Origin of the sequence: Nitrosomonas sp. Nm84 (genome assembly GCF_003201565.1) — a bacterium.
GTDB lineage: Bacteria > Pseudomonadota > Gammaproteobacteria > Burkholderiales > Nitrosomonadaceae > Nitrosomonas.
On sequence record NZ_QJJP01000001.1, the window covers coordinates 225019 to 243085 of the forward strand.

Sequence of the window (18067 nt, forward strand, 5' to 3'; positions counted from 1 at the left end):
CGTGGCAACACTCGAAACCCGCAGCCAGCATCGCTGCTTTGGCGGCATACAGAGCTTTTATCAGCATCCATCGACGGTTATCGGTTTACCGATGCGCTTTTCAGTCTATCAACCGCCGCAAGCGGAGCAGCAGCGCATTCCGGTACTATTTTTCCTGGCCGGACTCACCTGCACCGAAGAAACTTTCATGATCAAAGCTGGTGCGCAGCGCTACGCCGCTGAATATGGATTAATGCTGGTGTCGATGGATACCAGTCCGCGCCAGACCGGCATTGCGGGTGAAACCGATGCCTGGGATTTCGGTGCCGGCGCGGGATTTTACTTGGACGCGACGCAAGCTCCTTGGTCGCAGAATTACCGCATGGAAAGCTACATCACACAGGAATTGTGCAGCATTATCGTCGAGCAATTTCCCGCCGACGCAAACCGCATTGGTATTTTCGGTCACTCGATGGGCGGGCATGGTGCATTGACGCTGGCCCTGCGCTACCCGGAAATTTACCGCTCAGTATCGGCATTCGCCCCGATTTGCGCACCGATGCAATGCCCGTGGGGACAAAAGGCGTTCCGCAATTATTTGAGCGAAGATCAGCAAAACTGGCGCCGATACGATGCTACCGCATTGATCGAGGATGGCCATAAGGTGCCGGATATCCTGATCGATCAAGGCTTGAATGATCAATTTCTGACCGAACAACTGCATCCGCACCACCTGGAAAATACCTGCGCCGCAACCGGTCAAAAACTGACGTTGCGTTACCATCAGGACTACGATCACAGCTATTACTTCATCAGCACATTTATCGATGATCACTTGAAACATCATCGCACTGCCCTGTTTTGATCAGCAGGCCGTTGAAAAACATTCTCGAGGCAAATCGATACCAGGCAAAAACAGGTGAAGAAACGCAATTTATGGATGATCAATAATTTGAGCCTGTTTTTAACACCCTAGTGACAACGCAGATAGTTTTAACGACCTGCTAGAATTTTCCGGACTGCAAAATCGCCGATAATTGCGCCAACGCTTTGCCGCGATGACTGATCGAATTCTTTTGTTCCGCCGACAACTCCGCCGCGGTTTTACCAAACTCGGGCACAAAAAAATATGGATCGTAACCGAATCCGCCGCTACCTTGCGGATGCTCAATAATTTCGCCATGCCAGGATCCATCGACAATAATGGGTTGTGGGTCATCAGCGGAACGTACTAAAACAATCACGCAATAATAATAAGCATGCCGATCTGGTTTATTCTTAAGCGCTTCGATCAATTTCAGGTTATTGCGTTGGTCGGATCTCGGCTCTCCGGCATAGCGCGCTGAAGAAACACCCGGCGCACCATTCAGCGCACTAACACAAATTCCGGAGTCATCCGCCAGCGCCGGCAATCCTGAACAACGACTGGCATGGCGCGCCTTGGCCAGGGCATTTTCAACAAAGGTGCTATGCGGCTCGTCAATTTCACCGGCATTAAAATCAGACTGCGGCACTACTTCGATCGACAAAGGTGCCAGCAGCGCATTAATTTCACGCAACTTGCCCTGATTATTGCTTGCAATCACTAGTTTTTCCAGCTTATCCATGACTGGCCGCTTCCTGTGCCAAAACTTCCTTCTGGATTGCAATCAGTTCCTGAATGCCGTGCTGCGCCATATTCAGCATGATATCCAGTTCTTTCCGGCTGAATGCATTGCCTTCCGCCGTTCCCTGCACTTCGACGATCCCCAGGCTCCCGGTCATCACCACATTCATGTCCGTATCACACGAAGAATCCTCAATATAATCCAGGTCCAGCACCGGAATACCTTGATAAACGCCTACCGAAATCGCCGCCACATGATCAATGATCGGTGTGGTTTCAATCAATTGTTGATAAATTAATTTCTCGACAGCATCGTGCAGCGCCACGAACGCTCCCGTAATACTGGCAGTACGAGTACCGCCATCCGCTTGAATGACATCGCAATCAATTTGAATGGTGCGCTCTCCCAGCTTCTTTAAATCAACAACAGCGCGTAAAGCGCGCCCAATCAAGCGCTGAATTTCCATCGTGCGTCCTGATTGCTTGCCTTTGGCAGCTTCGCGTTGCATACGCGAATGTGTTGAACCCGGCAGCATACCGTACTCGGCGGTCAACCAGCCTTGTCCCTGACCTTTCAAAAACGGTGGGATCTGTTCGCTGATGCTGGCGGTGCAGATCACTTTGGTGTCGCCGCATTCTATCAGCACCGAACCGTCGGCATGCTTAATGTAATGACGAGTAATTCTGACAGGACGGATTTGCGCCGAGATGCGATGATGGCTGCGTGTCATAATTAATAATTTCCGGGTATAAAATTAACTTGCAAAGCGATAAACCGGCTTGGCAGGTGCACCTGCCGATACCGTCAGCACGTCATGGCCGCCTTCGGTAACCAGAATGGTATGCTCCCACTGTGCGGACAGACTGCCATCCTTAGTGGTAACGGTCCAACCGTCCGGTAGATGACGGATAGCCGCTTTACCGGCATTAATCATGGGCTCCACGGTGAATATCATACCCGGCTCAAGCTCCAGACCTGTTCTGGGACGTCCATAATGAAGTACTTGCGGATCTTCATGAAACTTTGCACCGATACCGTGTCCACAAAATTCCCTGACCACACTATAGCCCACACCTTCAGTCAATCTTTGAATAGCATTTCCGATATCGCCCAAAAACTTACCCGGTTTTATTTCATCAATGCCGCGCCACATTGCCTCAAAAGTGACTTCGCATAGACGTCTCGCTTGTATGGATGGCTCACCAACATAAAACATGCGACTGGTATCACCATGATACCCCTCGTAAATGACTGTAATGTCAATATTAATGATATCGCCACTTTTTAGCGTCTTCTTGCCAGGAACGCCATGACAAATCTGATTGTTTACCGAGGTACAGATCGATTTGGGATATGGAGAATGTCCTGAAGGCGCATAATTAAGCGGTGCGGGTATCGTCTTCTGTACGTCCACCATATAATTATGGCAAAGCACATCCAGTTCTTCAGTAGTAATTCCAGCGATAACAAATGGTGTTATGTAATCCAATACTTCAGAAGCCAGCCGCCCGGCAATACGCATTTTTTCTATTTCTTGCGGTGTTTTTATCGATACCTTCATTATTATCTTACTTACTTGTTTGATTAGTTTCCGATTATTTACAAAAATATATTTCAGTATGTTGCAACAACAATTTCCAAGCTATCCCGCCTAATCATTCTATTTTATTCACTGTGCATTATAAGCGTTCACACTGGTTTTGGATCAAACGGGTACCTTCAAATTGTTCGACTAATTTTTGTACCTGTTCTTTAATCGTTGGCGTCGGATTATAAATTACAATTTTCTTCAGTGTAACGTTACGATCCTCAATCGTAGCACCTGTAATCCCCTTTTTCTCTATTTCTTGTAATTGCTGCAATGCATCATCTTTATCATATAGCATACCCAAGGAAACAGCATTTCTCCATTTATCATCCTCCCGTACACGAAAACTGACAATACCGAGATTACGCAACTTGTTGATCATACGATTCGCAGCCTCCTTGCTCGACAAGGGGGGAATATATAACCAATACATCGTCGCGTTACCGGCTTCTTCCAGGCGATAGGATTGCTCAGGAACGATTTCCGACAGCACCGTCTCGCCATACTGTAATTGCTCTTCATAAAAACCACCCCACTCCAGGCAATTATCATCAATCGGCAATAAAACAATTTTCTCGGGATTCAACAATATTGGCGCTTGTACTGTATTTTCCTTATGAGAACGCAATTGCATTCCAGCAACACAAGCAACCATGTTAACAATCAATAAAAGAATAAAGATTATTTTCATTGAAAAATAAAATTCTAAATTTTGATATTAGCTTAATTTTGTTGTTAACGTGCTTTTGCCTTGCTAAAATATAATTAGTACTAATTGTCAAACACATCCACCCTACCAACATATAAATGCTTTTTAAAATACGGAATATGAAAATGATTAAGAATATGATCGTGCTGATGGCGCTGGTGTTGTCTGCACCTATTTCAGCTGAAACAACAACCGATGCTCCTGCTGCTCCTACTTCCGATGCTCCTGCCGCTCCTGCGACAGCTGGAGAAATAGCCTCCGGCGTATGTGCAGGTTGTCACGCTGCGGATGGTAACAGCGTCATTCCGATGAATCCTATCCTGGCTGGACAACATGCCGAGTATATCATCAAGCAGTTGACTGATTTTAAAGCAACTGAAAGCGCTCCACCAAAACGTAACAGCCCTGTCATGTCCTCGATGGTCGCAGCGCTTTCACCGGAAGATATGAAAAAACTTGGCGAGTATTACGCCAAACAAAAACACACGCCAAGTCAAGTACCTGCTAATGATGAAAAACTGCTTACAACCGGAAAAATTCTCTATCATGGCGGAAATATTGAACATGGTGTTCCCGCCTGCGCAAGCTGCCATGGCCCTACGGGATCCGGCATTCCGCCGCGTTATCCTGCATTGGCTGGTCAGCATGCAGAATATACATTGACGCAATTGAGTCTGTTTAACACGGGCGATCGTGCAAACGATAATGATGTCATGCACAAGGTACTTATTCGTATGAGCGGAGCAGAAAAGCGTGCCGTTGCAACGTATATTTCTACTATGCGTTAAGCTGTCAACATTTACCCCAGTAAACAATAAAAAAGGCGGCAGATGTCGCCTTTTTTATTACTCCCAGTTTTACCAACTCTTAAATATTTTTTCTGCCACCGACAATGTCTTATCCAATTCATTGTCACCATGCATGGACGATACAAAACCGGCTTCAAATGCCGACGGCGCGAAATAGACTCCTTCCTCTAGCATCGCATGGAAGAATCGATTAAAAGCTGCCTTGTCGCACCGCATCACTTCGGCAAAGCTGGTGGGAATATCCTTGCTGAAATACAACCCGAACATACCGCCGATTGATTGCGCACAAAAATCAATCCCGTGTTTTTTTGCGATAGCCGTAATTCCATCGACTAATTGCTGTGTCCTATTGCCTAATTTTTCATAGAAACCGGGGATTTGTACCTGTTTCAGTGTAGCCAGCCCCGCTGCAACCGCCACCGGATTACCTGACAACGTACCTGCTTGATATACCGGCCCCAACGGCGCCAGGCATTGCATGATATCGCGACGTCCGCCGAATGCGGCCATCGGCATGCCACCACCGATCACTTTACCCAATGCGGTCAAATCAGGTTTGATTTGGTACAGACCTTGCGCACATCCAAGACCCACGCGGAATCCTGTCATGACTTCATCAAATATCAGTACGCTGCCGTGCTGTGTGCACAATGTCCGCAGTCTGGCGAGAAAATCCACCTTGGGAGCGATCAGATTCATATTCCCCGCAACCGGCTCAACAATCACCGCAGCGACTTCCTGCCCCCATTTATTAAATGCTTCTTCAATACCCGTTATGTCGTTGTAATCCAGGACAATCGTATGACCGGCTGTTTCCGCTGGCACGCCGGCAGAACTCGGATTGCCGAATGTTAATGCACCGGAACCCGCTTTAACCAGCAATGAATCATCGTGACCATGATAACAACCTTCAAATTTGATGATTTTGCTTCTGCCGGTAAAACCACGCGCTAGCCGAATCACGCTCATGCCTGCTTCCGTGCCGGAGCTGACTAATCTGACTTGCTCAACGGATGGCAGCAGCTGACAAATCAATTTTGCAATTTCCAGCTCCGCTTCAGTCGGTGCACCAAAGGTCAGGCCATTTTGTGCAGCTATCTGAACCGCTTTGACCACATCCGGATGCGCATGCCCCAGAATCAAAGGACCCCACGACCCCACATAGTCGATATACGATTTACCGTCCGCATCCCAAAAATAGGCGCCTTCCCCGCGTTGAAAAAAAATGGGGTCACCGCCCACCGATTTAAAAGCGCGTACAGGAGAATTAACACCGCCGGGAATATAGTGCTGAGACTGTTCAAATAATTGATGATTGCGTGAAGTCATTGCGTTACTCATGATAAGAATTTATAAAAATACAGGATGTATACACGTTAAATAGTCGCTACGAATAATTGTGCAAATTGTGCCGCCTTTACTTTGCTATTCTCGGTATGAAACAAATCATTGCAGACAGCGATTGCAGCACATCCGCTTTGAATAACCGCTGCGGCATTGGCCAATCGAATGCCACCGATCCCCACGATGGGAATCGCTATTTTCTTTCTGATGCGAGCCACCAAATCCGACGTAACAGATAGCGCGTCCGGTTTGGTCAATGAAGGGAAAAAAGCACCGAAAGCAACATAATCAGCGCCTTGTTTTTCAGCCTGAAGCGCCATATCGCCACTGTTATAGCACGACGCACCCACAATTTTATCGCGCCCCAGCTGTTTCCGCGCATGAGTAACGGCTGCGTCGTTCTGCCCCACATGCACGCCATCCGCATCAATTTCCATTGCCAAATCAACATGATCATTGACAACCAAAGGGACTTGATGCTTTCTGCACAACTGCAATAATAATTCGGCTTGTTCTCTCAACAAAACCCTACTCGCTGATTTGTTACGATATTGTATAAGCTGTGCCCCACCTTCGAGTACTTGCCGCACTTTATCCAGCAGATCGTCCGTACTTTCAAAATCCGGGGTAATCGCATACAACCCGCTAATCGTTGGGTTTCTCAATGACTACCTCTGCATTTTCGTTTGCGGCATCTTCATTCTCTTTAGTCCAGAAAAGTCTGTTAGGGATATATTGTCCCATGCCAGGACGAAATCCTGCTTGCAAAGTGTGCCAAGTGTAATCCTGCGCTTCAATGACGCTGTCGCTGATAGACAATCCATTGGCTAGTGAAGCGGCTATCGCCGACGCTAACGTACAACCCGAGCCATGATAAGTATGTTCCAAGCGTTCCCAGTCATCCGCACGCACAACACCATCTGCAGCAAACAGTGTGTTGGTCACGTGGGCAGTATTCTCATGCGTACCTGTTATCAACACATATTCGCATCCCATGCTCAGCAATCGCTGCGCACACAAGTTTAAACCCAGTTTGGTGCCATGGTTGTCATTTTCTTGTTGGGCGAGATGCCGAGCTTCCAGACTATTAGGCGTTAATACCGTGACTTGCGGTAATAATAGTTCACGCATCGCATCAACCATTTCTTCGTCAGCCAGCTCATCCCCTCGCCCCGAAGTCAGCACGGGATCCATCACTAAAGGAATATGCGGATAATCAGAAATGATTTCTGCAATGGCAGCGATAATTTCAACGCTGCCTAATAATCCGATTTTAAACGCATGAACGGGCATATCTTCCAACACCGCCCGTGCCTGATCGACAATCCAGTCGGCATCCAATGGCATCACGTCATCCACTCCAGCCGTATCCTGAACGGTAATCGCAGTCACGATAGATAATGGGTGACAGCCCATACTGGCAATGGTGAGCACATCAGCCTGAAGGCCGGCTCCGCCACTGGGATCGTTGGCTGCAAAAGAAAGTACAATTGGGGGTGGCTGTAACATGCATTAATACCGTAAAATATCATTTTAACCTAAAAGGAAATTGCTATCTATCATGCCTACCGAAGAGAATCGCGAATACAATCGTTATATGTGTTTAATTTGCGGCTACATCTATGATGAGGCCTTGGGATCTCCTGACGAAGGCATTGCACCGGGCACGCGCTGGGAAGATGTGCCGATCAATTGGACCTGCCCGGAATGCGGCGCTCGTAAAGAAGATTTTGAGATGGTAAAAATTTAAATGCGTATTTTGCATACGATGCTTCGAGTCGGCGATCTCGAAAAATCCTTGGCGTTTTATACGCAAGTATTGGGTATGAAACTACTGCGCCGCAAAGATTATCCCGATGGCAAATTTACCCTTGCTTTTGTGGGCTACCAGGACGAAGCGAACGGTACTGTTCTGGAATTAACGCACAATTGGGATACTCCTTCCTATCACCTTGGCGAAGGGTTTGGTCACATTGCCATTGAAGTGGATGATGCTTATCAAGCGTGTGAAAATACCAAAAAGCTCGGTGGAAAAGTAACGCGCGAAGCGGGTCCGATGAAGCACGGTGCAACGATCATCGCGTTTATAGAAGACCCCGATGGCTATAAAATAGAATTTATTCAGAAAAAAACAGTTTGATCTCAAAAAGGTGCGAATCACAGTTCAGTGACACACTTTCTCAAGCTATCCATGCAGTAAGAAAATGGTTGGTATCTTATTGATATCCGGTAAAGAACGGCGCCATTGTTGAATGGGCTTGGTAGCAATCAGTTCACTGGAGAATGTTAAGTGGCTTGCAATACACAAATCGGTATTATCAGAACACACTGACATCAACTGACCTAACAATTTTTGATTGCGATAAGGCGCTTCAATAAATATTTGTGTTTGATCTCGGCTAATCGATAATTTCTCGAGCTCCATTATTTTGCTTGCACGCGCCTCATGCTCGATCGGCAAATAGCCATGAAAAGCAAAGCATTGGCCATTCAGACCTGATGCCATCAAAGCCAGCAATATCGATGAAGGTCCGACCAGTGGCACCACCGTAATGTTGTTTTTATGCGCCAACCGGATTAACCCGGCACCGGGATCTGCCACTGCCGGACAACCCGCTTCAGATAATAAACCTACATCGTGTCCCGCCAATAACGGATCCAGCAGAGCCAACAAATCCTTAGCGAGTGTATGCTCGTTCAAAGACTGCATATGCAATTCTTGCAGTGCATATTTAGAATTAATCTGCTTGAGAAACTGCCTGGCAGTTTTTGGATGCTCAACAATGAAATAAGCAATTTCAGCAATACGCTGTTGTACTGCCAGCGGCAATACCCATGCGACATCTTCTGAACTGATGGGTGCCGGAATCAGATACAGCTTGCCCGTCATCGAAATGCCCGCAATCTTAAGGCATCGCGCATAACAGCCCGTCGAAGCAGAAGTATATTAGTGCAGAATTCTGGGTGCACTCAGAATAAACTCCGGTATGGCGACATCAAAATGAACGCCATCCTCTGCTGCCATCTGATAGCTTCCTCTCATAGATCCCACCGGCGTTGAGATCACTGTGCCACTGGTGTACTCAAAGCTATCGCCCGGTTTAAGCAATGGCTGCTCACCGACAACGCCTAATCCACGCACTTCCTGAATGGTGCCATCACCATTATTGATAATCCAATGTCTGCTGATTAATTGAGACGCCACCGTACCCGTGTTTGCAATGGTTATGGTGTACGCAAACACATGCCGATCAGACTCCTCATCAGACTGGTCGGGCAAATATATTGTGCGGATACTGATATCAATATCGTATTTTTTATTTTCAGTCATATTTTAATTTCACGCTATTTTTGGGTACTGTATCAAGAAAAAGTGAAAAAGCGTACTTTAAGATTAATTTACTGATAAATCTTTATCTCTTTTACGCGCAATCCACCATTTGCGGTTAAAATAACAGCTTTGCTCATTGAGAGGCTGTCATGTATCGCATCGCACCCAGTATTCTTTCCGCTAATTTCGCCAAACTTGGCGATGAAATCACCGCCGTTATTGATTCAGGCGCAGACATTATTCATTTTGATGTCATGGATAATCATTACGTCCCGAATCTCACCATCGGCCCCTTGGTATGCGAAGCTATTCGCCCTGTCACCGATGCCATGATTGATGTGCATTTGATGGTTGAACCTGTTGATCGTATTATTCCAGATTTTGCCAAAGCTGGCGCCAATATCATTTCATTCCACCCGGAAGCATCCAATCATATTGACCGCACCATCGGATTGATCAAAGAGCAAGGTTGTAAAGCAGGCCTGGTATTTAACCCGGCGACACCATTGCATTATCTGGATCACGTGCTCGACAAACTGGATTTGATTCTGATAATGTCGGTTAATCCTGGTTTCGGCGGGCAAAAATTTATCCCTGAAGCACTCAACAAACTGCGTGCGGTTAGAAAACGCATCGACGCCAGCGGCAAAGACATCCTGCTGGAAATTGATGGCGGTGTTAAAGTGGATAATATTGCTGAAATCGCTCGCGCCGGCGCCGATACGTTTGTCGCAGGATCGGCTATTTATCAAGCCGGCAAAGATACTGACCCGCATCGTTATGACACCGTACTGACGGCATTTCGCGCTGAATTAGCGAAGGTATAACTCACCCGAAAAATCTTTAAGCTGATTGCTATTTCCCATTATTCACATGAACCATAGTCCTTTTAGCAACGCAAATACCACGGTGAAAAATATTGAATTGCCTTTGTCCGTCAAAGTGATCATGATCGATCTGGATGGCACGCTGCTGGATACGGCCGAAGATCTGGCATTAGCCGCAAACCTGATGTTAAAAGATTTAGGCATGCCGGAACAATCAACGTCGACGATCCGTTCCTATATCGGCAAAGGCATCCACAAGCTGGTAAAACGCACATTAACTGGTCAACTCGACAGTGAACCCGATGCTGCTTTATTCGCCAAAGCGCTACCCATTTACGAAAAGCATTACGCCGACCATTTAAGTGTCAATACGCGCCCGTACCCAGGTGTGGTGGAAGGCATTAAAGCCATGAAACAAGCAGGTTTCAGGCTGGCTTGCATCACCAACAAAGCGGCAGCATTCACGCTGCCGTTGCTACATGCAACCGGACTGCATGATCAATTCGAGATTGTACTATCCGGTGACAGCCTGCCGAAGAAAAAGCCGGATCCCATGCCACTGACGCATATCTGTAAACACTTTGATGCACAACCGCATGAAGCGCTATTAATCGGCGATTCACTGAACGACGCCATTGCCGCCAGAGCCGCCGGTTGCCATGTGTTCTGCGTGCCCTATGGCTATAACGAGGGACGCAATGTATACGAACTTGATTGCGATGCGATTGTGGAGTCTCTGTTGGATGCATCCAAGCTGATTCAACGATTAGCTTAGCAGCCACCCAAAATGACCGAAGCGGAATTCAACCAGCTTGCGCAACAAGGATACAACCGCATTCCGGTCGTCCTGGAAACTTTTGCCGATCTCGACACGCCCCTGTCCATTTATCTAAAACTGGCTAACCAGCCCTATTCCTATTTATTGGAATCGGTCCAAGGCGGGGAACGTTTCGGTCGATTTTCATTCATTGGCTTACCTGCAACAACACGCATCGAAGCGCGCGACAACACAGTGACCACGATAAATCACGATAAATCGGAAACCATCATCGTTGACGACACGTTGTCTTTTATCGAATCTTATTTGGCGCAATTCAAGGTAGCGCCTTGTCCCGCAGGAATATCGCGTTTTTGTGGCGGATTAGTGGGTTACTTCTCATACGATACCGTACGGTATATCGAGCATAAGCTCAAAGGCCACGCAAAGCCGGATACCTTGAACACGCCGGATGTTTTATTGTTATTGTCGGAAGAATTGGCGGTAGTGGATAATCTTTCCAGCAAGCTGTATCTGATTGTTTATGTGAATCCACAAGATAAAGATGCCTATCAATCCGGGCGCAATCGCTTAAAAACTTTATTGTCAAAACTACGCCAATCCATAGCAATTCCAACAGAACAAGCGGTTGCTTCCAGTGCCGCTGTTTCCGAGTTCCCTGAAGCGGATTTCAAAGCCGCGGTTGAACGAGCGAAGCGCTATATTTTTGATGGCGACATCATGCAAGTCGTGCTGTCTCAGCGCACCAGCAAACCCTTTAATGCATCTCCATTGGCACTCTATCGCGCGTTACGCAGCCTCAATCCGTCACCCTATATGTTCTTCTATCATTTTGATGATTTTCATGTCGTGGGCGCTTCGCCGGAAATATTGGTGCGTCTTGAAGGTGATACGGTTACTGTTCGTCCGATTGCAGGTACGCGCCCTCGTGGTAAAAACCCCCAACAAGACGCCGAACTGGCAGCGGACCTGTTGGCCGATCCGAAAGAAATCGCCGAACACGTCATGCTCATGGACTTGGGCCGTAATGACATTGGCCGCGTCGCACAAACCGGCACTGTAAAAGTAACGGAAAAGATGCAAATAGAAAATTATTCGCATGTTATGCACATCGTTTCCAATGTGGAAGGTAAATTAAAACCCGAACTCAGTGCAATTGACGTGCTGCGCGCCACGTTTCCGGCAGGAACCGTCAGCGGCGCCCCCAAAGTTCGCGCCATGGAAATCATCGATGAACTTGAAATTTCCAAGCGTGGCGTTTATGCCGGCGCAGTCGGTTATCTCGGGTTTAATGGCGACATGGATTTGGCGATTGCAATCCGTACCGGCGTAATCAAGGATGGCCAGTTACATGTCCAGGCAGGCGCGGGAATCGTCGCCGATTCGATCCCACAAAACGAGTGGATTGAAACGCAGAATAAAGCTAAAGCATTACTGCGCGCTGCAGAAATTGCCGAGAATGGATTGGATAGTAAGATCTAGTACTGTTGGCGGTAACGTGCCAGTCGTGATTGAATTCACGACCTGGCTTGTTTGTTTCACTGCTAATTTGCGATTAATGTAGATTCAATTTCCGCAAAGCTCTTGGCGACATTTGTCTGTGTGATAACGGTGCCAAGCTGCTTCTCGATTTGCGTCCAGGAGAAAATACCGCATATCCTGGGCAACCCGATGGCAATATCGTCTATCACCAGCGCATGCAAACGATCACTTTCACGCAAACTGGCCACAATATTACCGACTCTGGCATGCATCACTTCCTCCAGCGGAATGGCTTCCAACTTATTCAGCGATGTCATCATATCCATCACCAGAATCTCGTTGTGCTTAACACCTCTTTCTTGAATAAAGCGCATGGGTTTCTCGCCCAGAATATCGGTTGCCGTGATAATTCCAGCCAAAGAATTGTCATCATTCATCACCAACAATGTGCGCACACCACGTTGCATCATGTAGGTATTGGCAATTTCCATTGTGACACTTGGCGCGATGACCGCTGCCTGTATTTTACGCAAATCAGTCATCACTTCAGAAGCGGGTGAATCAAATGTCACCGAATTTGGCGATGCAGGTTTGGAAACCTGTACGGTACCCGCCAAATACTGTACAGCAAGAGATTTATATTCATTCATCATGTTACGCACTCCTCAATTTAGAGTTGAAGGAAATCGCCCGACTTCAAAATAGATCGTCTACCTTGAGCTGGCACTCTACGCTGAAAAGAATTTTGAATCAATAGGCCTGACATCGGTAGGGAAATGATCATGGCCGATCATAAATCCAGTGCACCAGCGCATCCATCGCAGCCCGGGATTGTTCGGCCTGATCGTGATTGATAGAAAATCAAGCGAATAAAAAAGATTCCAGAAAATTTTTCTTACTATGTGGTTTTTCTCAGCTAACAGGCCTTTGAGAAATGTTTTCGAGGCAATCGATACCAGGCAAAAACAAGCGAGAAAGCGCAGTTTATGCGTAACAAATGAGCATTTGTTGAACCTGTTTTTAACACCTTAGCGGCAACGCAGATAGTTTTTCAACGGCCTCCCTTATTCTATCAACTTAAATTACTACAATCTCCGCGCTGGTCATGACCAACCCAGCACTGAGTATTGCAACCTGTACTGCGGCCGTAGCACCACTACCATCAGCATCATATAACAAAGCTCCCGTCACAAAGCCACTAGGTATCGGTGATTATGACTCATAATCGTTCCATCACACTCCCAATTTGACCATGTGCAAGGATCAATCCCTAATTTTCGGACGGTGATTTTCTGATTCCACCCCAACACTCTCCGTTTAGCTAACAAAAACTCAGCAATCGAATTAGGATTGTAATTAACAGGATCATAACCAAGAAAATTGATCAAAATCGGTGTCTTGTGATGTATATACCACTGAAGCACACAAAGTGATTTTTATCACATCGAAAATTATTCTGATTCTATATGATTCTTTTGGTACGAATTTAAAGAGCAAATTAACAAAACACTTATATAAGCACCGTTTTCTAAAAGGAAAAGCATATTTCGTACATATATAAAGACATTTGTCACTCAAATTATAATGGAGGTATGCTATGCCATGGAATCCGAATCAAATATCAAGTGAGATCCTTGCAGTTCATGCTGCACTCGTACCAAACGGCTTACAAGGTGAAGTAGTTTTGTTTGGAGGCGACGAGCATTGGTCAGCACAACAAGAAAGTACTGGCAATAACTCGTGGAAAAAAACTCGTGTCTATGACGTTGCCTCGCACTTACTTGTGCCAGGTCAGGTTAAATCGCCAGATTCGGATGTATTCTGTGCGCATCACGTATTTACTGGTGATGGCCGTCTACTGATTGCGGGTGGTACCAGCGAGTGGCCAGTAGATAATGACGGCCATGCTCATGACTTACCATTTCTTGGGCACAGTCGTTGTTGGCGTTATAATCATATCCAGCGTGAGTGGATTGAGACGACACGACTCAATCGTAATCCGGTACAGCCGGGCGTGTCACGTTCTGGGGGGCGTTGGTATCCCGGATTAGTTGCAATGGGAGACGGCTCAGCTGTTGCAATGTTCGGTCACCTTGACCGCGATGACTCCCGCCATCGAAATACTCTGCCTGAGCGATTCTTCCCTAATTCACAGCAGTGGATTAACCTTCCTGGTGAGATGGCGAAACTAGGAGAACCAAATAAAGACGGACGTAGATTTCTTTTTTTTCCTCGTGCTTATGTATTACCCAACGGTAAAATATTTTCATCAACACCATTACCTACAAATTTCACTACACAAATGGATGGTTCGGATGGGCCTCATTATTCAACCGCATTTGATGTGGCAACCGCCCAATACGTAACGCCACGAGCTTCACTTCCTGATGGAGTTCATGTGAATTGGGACTATCCCGGTGTCTTACTCCCTCTATTGCCCCGTAATGGACAGTACAATGCTCGATGTATGTATTGGAACGAAAATATACCACGATGGATTGACACCGATGCTGCATCGCCAATGTGGGTAGATGCGGGTACGAGAAGTGCTTCATTAGCAGCACGGCGCAGAACATATGGCAATGCAATTTTATTACCAACAGCCCAAGTTTGCTTTGTAGGAGGGGTACATGTGATCAATCCAGAAGATCCAGTCCTGCAAGCAGAAATTTATACACCGGATATTAATTGGAGCAATAACACTTATGGCAATGGCCCTGGTACTTGGCAGGCAGACTCATCGAATGCAATTAATGTGCGAAATTACCATTCGACAGCACTTTTATTACCGAATGGTAAAGTCTGGGTTGCTGGGGGCAATGTTAATGCCAGCAGCGGAAATCCAGATGTTGTGGGCATTAAACAAATTGAACTATATGAACCCCCTTACATCGCTGCACCAAATCGCATTGAAATTCAAGCTGCACCTAGATTGATTAGCTATGGTGAAGAATTTGAAGTTAGGATTGATCGGAATGCGGGTACCGTAGCTCGTGCAGCTATCATTCGTAATAGCTCAGTTACACACTCTACCGATAATGATCAGCGTTATGTTGGGCTACAAATTATTTCACATACTGGTAATACTATACGTCTACGTATGCCACCTCACGGTAACGTTGCTCCCCCTGGCTACTATATGCTATGGATCATCGATACCAATGGGCATCCATGCAAGCTCGCACGATTTTTGCGCGTAGCACATTTATCCTGCCGTGTTATAGCGGACCGCTCAACATTTTCTGTAGAGGAAGTGCAAGCACTTGGTGGTGGTAATAACGCTCAATTTAGCAATGCCCTGTATGTTGATTTCGATGGATTCATCGATTCTGAGCTTTCTGGGATACCAACTTATGCTATCGAATGGCGTGCTGGAAGTGGAACACTTCCAGCGAATCAAGTTCGATTGCAGTTTTCCAGGCGTTACACCGAAACAAATCCACCGCAACCGGAAATACCCACACGCATTACTTATGCCTTTGATATCATCTTTGAGACAATGGGAGTATTTTCAGGTTGGCCTGACCCTCGGCGCGAACTAGTCATTAGATTCTCACTAGGTAGACATAGCTGTACAAGCATTATTGAGCTCAGTAAATCACCCAATCCATATATGATCGATATCAACCCGGTCATACAAAATCCAGCGTGGTTATCAACCGATGTACGAGTATTCAAAGTTCGTATGGGACAATCGCGACTTGGAGTGAGTTTAAATTCAGCTGGTACAGGACCTTGGGATTTTGTTCGAACAGCAATAAATCGTTTGCGAAGCGGTACCGAAAGTTTCGATTCTTTGCCAGTTGATGGGGAAGATGCGACTCTTGATGGTGCCTATATGGCAGGCTCGCCTCCGCTACCTTCTTTCAATTTCGTCATCGCTCGTGTTCGATATCGAGCGATTACCACGGCGGCTCAAGACGTTCGTTGTTTCTTCCGAATGTGTAATGTAGCAGCAACAGGTTTAGAATTCGATCAAAATACCTTGTATCGCCGAACATTAGGTCCATCACCAGTGCCTCTGTTAGGTATATCCGGCGGAGAAATTGTTAGTATTCCGTTCTTCAATGCACCTCGTATAGAAACGATTAATGGCCAAGCTGGTGCTAATGGAATGGATTCTCAAGTCTTAGATCCAAACTACGATATTCAAACCATAACCCCAAATTCATCTGGTGCGGAGGTGGTAGCTTATTTTGGATGCTTCCTCGACATTAATTTACCAACTAAGCGCTTTCCGGCATCTCCTAGTGGTAATGGGCCATTTGATGAAAGCTCATCACTAGCTATTCGAGATTTAATACGAAGCTGGCATAACTGTTTGGTTGCTGAAGTGTATTTCGATGGAGATCCTACTCGTATTGGTGCAGGTCCATCAGATAGTGACAACCTTGCTCAACGGAATCTCGCAATTATTGGACTTGAAAACCCAGGTTTAAAGGATTCACGTACAGCTATGCATACATTTGAAATTGCACCGTCGCGAATATCTAAAAAAGATATTGTTCCTTTGTTTGAATGGAGAGAAAATCATCATGCTTTTGCGGTTCATCGACATGCCATTCGTCCCGACGAGTTGTTTTTCGATTGGAATAATTTGCCACGTGATACACAAATCGCGCTGTACTTCTCCGATATTAATACAGCCGATATTCAAGCGATGCTGCATACACGTGTCAGTACGCCAGTGTTTACAATTCTTGACGATAAAACCATTCGGTTTAATGTTGGAGACTGCGCATGGCTACCGATTCCTGGTGATCGAGAAAAACGGATTCCTGTATTAATTTCTGTGATCCTCCCTGAAGGCATCGTCGAAGGTCAGATATATCGTGCGACGATACGACAAGTGAGCGGCATAACAAACCGAATTATTGGTAGCATCACCATCGAGATGCCGGTTTCAAAAGCATCGTTTCTGTTACCGGAAGCGGAACGACAACTCTCGTTTATGGGACATATTGCGAACTCGCTAAGCCCTACAGATCGTTGGTACCCATTATTTAAACGGCTGATTCCGCACCTATCAGCACGCGTTAATGCTCTAGGTGGAAATTCTCGAAATATAAACCCAAACCCAGATGGCACAGGCAAACCTTACGTCCCAATTCAGTGGAAACCTGGTGATCGTTTCCCTACAAATGGTTTTGGAACACCAGCACCCGACGATGGCTCTAGCAACACTTCCAATCAAGACTGTCATGCAGAAATAGGTTGGATGATCGCTATTTGCGTAGCGATTACTTTGATTGTCATTGGATTGTTTTCGGTAAATATTGTTCTACCGTTTTTAACTGTCGCTATTGTCTTAAGTGCTGGCTTGATCCAATATTGGAAACACCATTGCCCCATAAAATTTATCTGCCGAGTATTTTCCAGCGTGCTTTTTGGTTCAGTCATTGCGCTGAGTATATTAGGTCTTGGTCTTACACTTTTTGGTGTAGTTATAAGAACTGAAGCAATTGTCATTTCAAGTGTAATTGCACTTGTTTCGATGTATGCATTTAGTCTGGTCAAATGTTATAAATAATCTTTCTTGAAATATATAACCACCTTATAGTAAATAAATTTTTGCTTAATTGCCTTATCGATCAGAAATATTAAATGGTGAAT

General features: G+C 46.1%; 18 protein-coding genes. 8 read left to right on the top strand and 10 right to left on the bottom strand.

Annotation, left to right across the window (positions count from 1 at the left end; all coding sequences use genetic code 11):
* Window position 1 precedes the first annotated feature (1 nt).
* A complete protein-coding gene (gene fghA / locus C8R34_RS01110) occupies window positions 2-844 on the top strand; it encodes an S-formylglutathione hydrolase (protein WP_110336993.1) in 843 nt (280 codons plus the stop codon).
* Between the two features lie 139 nt (window positions 845-983).
* On the opposite strand, the gene rdgB is transcribed toward fghA, so the two are convergent.
* From rdgB to C8R34_RS01130, 4 genes are all read right to left on the bottom strand, one after another.
* Window positions 984-1586 carry an RdgB/HAM1 family non-canonical purine NTP pyrophosphatase gene (rdgB, locus tag C8R34_RS01115; protein ID WP_132467042.1) on the bottom strand — a complete coding sequence of 201 codons (603 nt, stop codon included), beginning with the start codon at window positions 1584-1586 and terminating at the stop codon, window positions 984-986.
* Entirely contained in the window at window positions 1579-2316 is a 738-nt protein-coding gene (gene rph / locus C8R34_RS01120; protein WP_110336995.1) for a ribonuclease PH, read from the bottom strand. The genes rdgB and rph overlap by 8 nt, the downstream gene beginning before the upstream one ends.
* Window positions 2317-2340: 24 nt before the next feature.
* Window positions 2341-3147 carry a type I methionyl aminopeptidase gene (gene map / locus C8R34_RS01125; RefSeq protein ID WP_110336997.1) on the bottom strand — a complete coding sequence of 269 codons (807 nt, stop codon included), beginning with the start codon at window positions 3145-3147 and terminating at the stop codon, window positions 2341-2343.
* A 118-nt stretch (window positions 3148-3265) separates the two neighbouring features.
* A complete protein-coding gene (locus C8R34_RS01130) occupies window positions 3266-3865 on the bottom strand; it encodes an SPOR domain-containing protein (RefSeq protein WP_110336999.1) in 600 nt (199 codons plus the stop codon).
* Window positions 3866-4008: 143 nt separating this feature from the next.
* Between C8R34_RS01130 and C8R34_RS01135 the strand changes: the two genes are divergently transcribed.
* On the top strand, window positions 4009-4671 hold the full coding sequence (locus C8R34_RS01135) for a cytochrome c (protein WP_258364295.1): 663 nt from the start codon (window positions 4009-4011) through the stop codon (window positions 4669-4671).
* Window positions 4672-4740: 69 nt separating this feature from the next.
* Here the strand turns inward: C8R34_RS01135 and hemL are convergent, their stop codons facing one another.
* From hemL to C8R34_RS01150, 3 genes are read right to left on the bottom strand one after another with little or no spacing between them, the layout of a single operon-like run.
* Window positions 4741-6021 (bottom strand): glutamate-1-semialdehyde 2,1-aminomutase, encoded by a 1281-nt coding sequence (hemL, locus tag C8R34_RS01140; protein WP_110337003.1) that lies wholly within the window; start codon window positions 6019-6021, stop codon window positions 4741-4743.
* A gap of 47 nt (window positions 6022-6068) precedes the next feature.
* On the bottom strand, window positions 6069-6701 hold the full coding sequence (gene thiE / locus C8R34_RS01145) for a thiamine phosphate synthase (protein WP_110337005.1): 633 nt from the start codon (window positions 6699-6701) through the stop codon (window positions 6069-6071).
* Entirely contained in the window at window positions 6682-7545 is an 864-nt protein-coding gene (locus tag C8R34_RS01150) for a hydroxymethylpyrimidine/phosphomethylpyrimidine kinase (RefSeq protein ID WP_110337007.1), read from the bottom strand. Before C8R34_RS01150 ends, thiE begins: the two co-directional genes overlap by 20 nt.
* A gap of 52 nt (window positions 7546-7597) precedes the next feature.
* Here C8R34_RS01150 and C8R34_RS01155 point away from each other — a divergent pair, with 52 nt between their 5' ends.
* Window positions 7598-7786, top strand: coding sequence for a rubredoxin (locus tag C8R34_RS01155; protein WP_110337009.1), 189 nt, complete (start codon window positions 7598-7600; stop codon window positions 7784-7786).
* Window positions 7787-8176 (top strand): lactoylglutathione lyase, encoded by a 390-nt coding sequence (gene gloA, locus C8R34_RS01160; protein WP_110337011.1) that lies wholly within the window; start codon window positions 7787-7789, stop codon window positions 8174-8176.
* Between the two features lie 45 nt (window positions 8177-8221).
* Here the strand turns inward: gloA and C8R34_RS01165 are convergent, their stop codons facing one another.
* Both C8R34_RS01165 and apaG read right to left on the bottom strand, forming a co-directional pair.
* On the bottom strand, window positions 8222-8926 hold the full coding sequence (locus C8R34_RS01165) for an SAM-dependent methyltransferase (protein ID WP_110337013.1): 705 nt from the start codon (window positions 8924-8926) through the stop codon (window positions 8222-8224).
* 57 nt (window positions 8927-8983) lie between these two features.
* A complete protein-coding gene (apaG, locus tag C8R34_RS01170) occupies window positions 8984-9367 on the bottom strand; it encodes a Co2+/Mg2+ efflux protein ApaG (RefSeq protein ID WP_110337015.1) in 384 nt (127 codons plus the stop codon).
* 149 nt (window positions 9368-9516) lie between these two features.
* On the opposite strand from apaG, the gene rpe reads away from it, so the two are divergent.
* Genes rpe through trpE form a run of 3 tightly spaced genes read left to right on the top strand, consistent with a single transcriptional unit; the run spans window position 9517 to window position 12454 of the window.
* Window positions 9517-10194 carry a ribulose-phosphate 3-epimerase gene (gene rpe, locus C8R34_RS01175; RefSeq protein ID WP_110337017.1) on the top strand — a complete coding sequence of 226 codons (678 nt, stop codon included), beginning with the start codon at window positions 9517-9519 and terminating at the stop codon, window positions 10192-10194.
* Between the two features lie 46 nt (window positions 10195-10240).
* A complete protein-coding gene (locus C8R34_RS01180; RefSeq protein WP_110337019.1) occupies window positions 10241-10969 on the top strand; it encodes a phosphoglycolate phosphatase in 729 nt (242 codons plus the stop codon).
* A gap of 12 nt (window positions 10970-10981) precedes the next feature.
* Entirely contained in the window at window positions 10982-12454 is a 1473-nt protein-coding gene (gene trpE, locus C8R34_RS01185; RefSeq protein WP_110337021.1) for an anthranilate synthase component I, read from the top strand.
* A 62-nt stretch (window positions 12455-12516) separates the two neighbouring features.
* Here trpE and C8R34_RS01190 read toward each other — a convergent pair whose 3' ends face one another.
* Complete coding sequence (locus C8R34_RS01190; RefSeq protein WP_110337023.1) at window positions 12517-13107, bottom strand: CBS domain-containing protein; 591 nt, start codon at window positions 13105-13107, stop codon at window positions 12517-12519.
* A gap of 944 nt (window positions 13108-14051) precedes the next feature.
* Between C8R34_RS01190 and C8R34_RS01195 the strand changes: the two genes are divergently transcribed.
* Window positions 14052-17984: a galactose oxidase early set domain-containing protein gene (locus C8R34_RS01195; protein WP_110337025.1), complete on the top strand. Its 3933-nt coding sequence runs from the start codon at window positions 14052-14054 to the stop codon at window positions 17982-17984.
* Window positions 17985-18067 lie beyond the last annotated feature (83 nt).

Coding starts and splice junctions, on each gene's coding strand:
- gloA (WP_110337011.1), top strand. CDS start 7,787: ATGCGTATTTTGCATACGATGCTTCGAGTCGGCGATCTCGAAAAATCC.
- trpE (WP_110337021.1), top strand. CDS start 10,982: ATGACCGAAGCGGAATTCAACCAGCTTGCGCAACAAGGATACAACCGC.
- C8R34_RS01165 (WP_110337013.1), bottom strand. CDS start 8,926: ATGACGGGCAAGCTGTATCTGATTCCGGCACCCATCAGTTCAGAAGAT.
- C8R34_RS01180 (WP_110337019.1), top strand. CDS start 10,241: ATGAACCATAGTCCTTTTAGCAACGCAAATACCACGGTGAAAAATATT.
- map (WP_110336997.1), bottom strand. CDS start 3,147: ATGAAGGTATCGATAAAAACACCGCAAGAAATAGAAAAAATGCGTATT.
- C8R34_RS01190 (WP_110337023.1), bottom strand. CDS start 13,107: ATGATGAATGAATATAAATCTCTTGCTGTACAGTATTTGGCGGGTACC.
- rph (WP_110336995.1), bottom strand. CDS start 2,316: ATGACACGCAGCCATCATCGCATCTCGGCGCAAATCCGTCCTGTCAGA.
- C8R34_RS01155 (WP_110337009.1), top strand. CDS start 7,598: ATGCCTACCGAAGAGAATCGCGAATACAATCGTTATATGTGTTTAATT.
- C8R34_RS01135 (WP_258364295.1), top strand. CDS start 4,009: ATGATTAAGAATATGATCGTGCTGATGGCGCTGGTGTTGTCTGCACCT.
- apaG (WP_110337015.1), bottom strand. CDS start 9,367: ATGACTGAAAATAAAAAATACGATATTGATATCAGTATCCGCACAATA.
- C8R34_RS01130 (WP_110336999.1), bottom strand. CDS start 3,865: ATGAAAATAATCTTTATTCTTTTATTGATTGTTAACATGGTTGCTTGT.
- rpe (WP_110337017.1), top strand. CDS start 9,517: ATGTATCGCATCGCACCCAGTATTCTTTCCGCTAATTTCGCCAAACTT.
- C8R34_RS01150 (WP_110337007.1), bottom strand. CDS start 7,545: ATGTTACAGCCACCCCCAATTGTACTTTCTTTTGCAGCCAACGATCCC.
- hemL (WP_110337003.1), bottom strand. CDS start 6,021: ATGACTTCACGCAATCATCAATTATTTGAACAGTCTCAGCACTATATT.
- rdgB (WP_132467042.1), bottom strand. CDS start 1,586: ATGGATAAGCTGGAAAAACTAGTGATTGCAAGCAATAATCAGGGCAAG.
- C8R34_RS01195 (WP_110337025.1), top strand. CDS start 14,052: ATGCCATGGAATCCGAATCAAATATCAAGTGAGATCCTTGCAGTTCAT.